This window comes from Pyxidicoccus fallax, from assembly GCF_012933655.1.
Taxonomy (GTDB): domain Bacteria; phylum Myxococcota; class Myxococcia; order Myxococcales; family Myxococcaceae; genus Myxococcus; species Myxococcus fallax.
Map to the genome: position 1 here is coordinate 1 of NZ_JABBJJ010000621.1, position 3,175 is coordinate 3,175.

The 3,175-nt window shown below is 69.3% G+C and carries 4 protein-coding genes; 2 read left to right on the forward strand and 2 right to left on the reverse strand.

Going from position 1 to position 3,175, the window contains the following annotated elements:
* Window positions 1-20 precede the first annotated feature (20 nt).
* Window positions 21-623 (forward strand): adventurous gliding motility protein CglE, encoded by a 603-nt coding sequence (gene cglE / locus HG543_RS52695; RefSeq protein ID WP_169352530.1) that lies wholly within the window; start codon window positions 21-23, stop codon window positions 621-623.
* Window positions 624-661: 38 nt separating this feature from the next.
* Here cglE and HG543_RS52700 read toward each other — a convergent pair whose 3' ends face one another.
* Entirely contained in the window at window positions 662-1,099 is a 438-nt protein-coding gene (locus HG543_RS52700) for a tetratricopeptide repeat protein (RefSeq protein ID WP_169352531.1), read from the reverse strand.
* A gap of 223 nt (window positions 1,100-1,322) precedes the next feature.
* On the opposite strand from HG543_RS52700, the gene HG543_RS52705 reads away from it, so the two are divergent.
* Window positions 1,323-1,550 carry a hypothetical protein gene (locus tag HG543_RS52705; RefSeq protein ID WP_169352532.1) on the forward strand — a complete coding sequence of 76 codons (228 nt, stop codon included), beginning with the start codon at window positions 1,323-1,325 and terminating at the stop codon, window positions 1,548-1,550.
* A gap of 69 nt (window positions 1,551-1,619) precedes the next feature.
* Here the strand turns inward: HG543_RS52705 and HG543_RS52710 are convergent.
* On the reverse strand, window positions 1,620-3,175 hold a 1,556-nt coding region (locus tag HG543_RS52710; RefSeq protein ID WP_211194789.1), incomplete at its 5' end, for a hypothetical protein.

Consider the following 3,175-nt stretch of genomic DNA (forward strand, 5'->3'; position numbering starts at 1 on the left):
CGCATGTGTCGGGAGGACCCGTGAAGAAGTCCAAGCTGATCGCCGCGCTCGCGCTGCTGTCGTCTCCGGCCCTGGCGGCCACGCCGCCGGAGGGAGTGGAGTTCCAGCCGCGCCGCGGCTTCTTCACCGAGACGGACATCGGCGTGTTCTTCACCCTGGGTGGTGAGAACGTCTATTCGAACGCGCAGACGTACCTGCAGCTCGGGGTGGGGTACGACCTGACGGAGCAGATCTCGCTGGGGGCGCACTTCGGCCTCGGCTCGTCGGCGCAGAACTGCTTCGCGGGGTACCTGCCGGGCACGGAGACGTGCGCGCTGTCCGACAACTTCACCATGTCGTTCCTGAACCTCACGGCGGCGTACCACGTGAAGGTGATGGACCGGTTGTACCTGACGCCGAAGGTGGTGGCGGGCTACACGCGGTTGGACCCGGCGCCGGTGGACCCCGACGAGGGTGATCCGGGCCGCGCCGTCAGCGCGCCCAACGCGGGCCTGGGCTTCGGCATCGAGTACGCCACGGGCATGGACCACTTCTCCGTGGGCGCGGACGTGCTGGGCCGCTACGTCATCGGCCCCAACATCACCGCCTTCGCCATCTTCCCGAAGGTGAAGTACACGTTCTGAGCCTCGGTGGCTGATGAAGGGGGCCTTTGCCCCTTCCATCACGCGTCTTGAGGCGGGAGCAAAAGGGACTTCACGAACCGGAGGTACTTCTCATCATCCTCTTCGAAGATCTCGTCCCCGCCGCCCATATAGGCGCGCGCGAGTTCATCGGCGGCACGCTCCCTGCTGCCCAGCTCGAACTCACACTGCCCCAGGCGCAAGTGGACGAAGGGATTCCCCAGCCCATCAGGTAGCCGGACGGCGCTCCGCAGCGCGTCTCGCCCCTCCCGATGGCGTCCCAGGTGAAAGTACATGTCGCCGATGGCCGTGCACACCCAGAGCGCGGCGGGGTGACTGTCCGCGGGCGCTGGAATCAGCTCGAGCGCTTGCTGGAACAGCTTCAGCGCGCCTTCGAAGTCCTCCTTCGCCGCGAGCTCGTCTCCGAGAGCGCAGAGCTCGGAAATGCGTTCGTCGATGTTCTCTACTCGCGAAGACATCCTCGCTCCCTGAGCCCAGCTGCCTTCACCCAGCCTAGCACCCTCGGACCTGCTGGAGCCTGGTGACCGCGGCGCGGAGCCTGGCTGCCGCGGAGGGGCGTGCCCGGGCGCTGTCAGCCTCGCCTCGTGATTCCGTCGGTCGCCCCGGCTCACGCATCCCGCGTCAGCTGGCGGCGCGGTGCGGACGTCAGGAATCATGGCACCGAATTCCCGGGAGGGCGCGATGGCGATGAAGGATCATACGGGGCGGGCGATGTGCCGGGAGTGCAAGGCGAGCGTGCTCGACATGGAGCCCGCCTCCACGTCGCCCGAGTTCTGGCACGCCAAGGAGCGGGATTGCTCTCTCAGCGGGCGGATCCTGTCCCCCGGCGAGTGGCTGCCGTGGCGCTCCAAGCGGGTCCGGCGCACCCGGGACAGGGGCGCGAGGCTCGCCCGGAAGCTGAGGCCCTGAAACACACATGGGAGCCGGCCGGTGCGAACCGGCGCGACTCCCATGCTCACTGCCGGAGATGCTCTCGGCTCAGGCCGCGGCCTTGTCCCCGAAGGAGCCGCGCTCGGTGTAGTCGCGCTTCTGGGCGCTGACGGACACCTCGACACCGGCGCCGCCCGTCTTGGCATCCACGCCGACGCCCAGCTCCTTGTCCTTGAACGTGCCCCAGCTGCCCTTCGTCTTCACGGAGATGCCGTCGATGGCGTTGCCGAAGTCGCCGCGCAGGAGGCGGCCCGCCACCGTCTGGACTTCCTTGCCGCTCAGCCCGCTCAGCTCGAAGTCGCCCTTCACGCCGTAGTCGCCCGCGTCGCCGGAGAGCTCGCCCTTGATGGTGGTCTCCGCGGGGCCCGCGAAGGCGGCGGTGGTGGGGCTGGCCACGAACGCGGCCCAGTCACCCACCTTCGCCTCGTCGAGCGGAATCTTCGTCTCCACGGCGAGCTTGCCCTTCACCTCGCCGTTGATGCCGGTGAACGCCTGCAGCGAGTCGTGCACGGGGTTGCCGTTGGCATCCGTCCCCGACTGCTTCCCGAGCTTGCCGAACAGCTCGATGCTCGCCTGGGCCTTGCCCGTCACCTCGAGCTCGGTGGTGCGCACCAGGGACTTGGGCTTGCCGTTCTCGAACTCCAGCTTGTAGCTGGACGAGCCCGCGACGCTGGCGCCCGCGCCCACCGAGCCGCCCGCGCCCACCTCGCCGCCGAAGGACGCGTCCACGCCCGCGTCGACGCCGCCCTTGATCTCCACCGAGTGGAGGTTCTTCTGCAGGAACGCCACCTCGTCCGGACGCGGCGCGAGCGCGGCGCCGAGCAGCGGCTGGGCCGCGGTGGCCCCCGCGCCGGCGAGGATGAGCGCGCCCTTCTTCGCGTCCTCGGCGTTCTTGAACTTGTACTCCACCTTGCCACCCGCGGTGACGTGCGCCGAGGCCCCGGCACCCAGGCCCACGCCCGCGCCGGCCTCCGCGGAGACGACGTAGCTGCCGTCCTTCTCGCGCTTGATGCCGACCTCGCCCTTCAGCTCGACGTCCAGCTCCAGCGCCAGGCCCACCTTGCCGCTGACCTTCAGGCTGTCACCGGGGCCCAGGTCCTTGATCTTCCCGTCCAGGCCCGTGGCCTTGTCGATGCCGTCGAGCGCGGCGTCGTGCACCTTGTTCTGCAGCTTGTTGCCGAGCTCCAGCCCTTCCTTCGCCGCGAACTTCACCGCGTCGAACGCGGTCTTGCCCGCGTCCGCCGCCACGTCGGTGGCCAGCTCGAGGGTCTTCTTCTGCGCGTCGATGACCACCTCGGCCGCGCCCAGCGCGAACCGGCCGCCCGCCTTGACGGCGGACTTCGCCACGTCGGCGCCCGCCTGGAGCAGGTCCACCTGCGCCTGGATGCCCTTGCCCGTGAGGTCGACGGCGGTCTTCACGCCCTGCTTCGCGACGTCGAACCCGTCCTGCGCCAGGTCCACGCCCTTCTTCGCGACGTCCACGCCCTTCTTCGCGATGTCGAGGGGGTTGGGAATCGGCGGCTTCGGCAGCTCGATCTTGGGCAGGCTGGGCTTCGGCAGGCCGATCTTCGAAAGCAGACCCATGGCGGGGGGCTCCGGGGGGA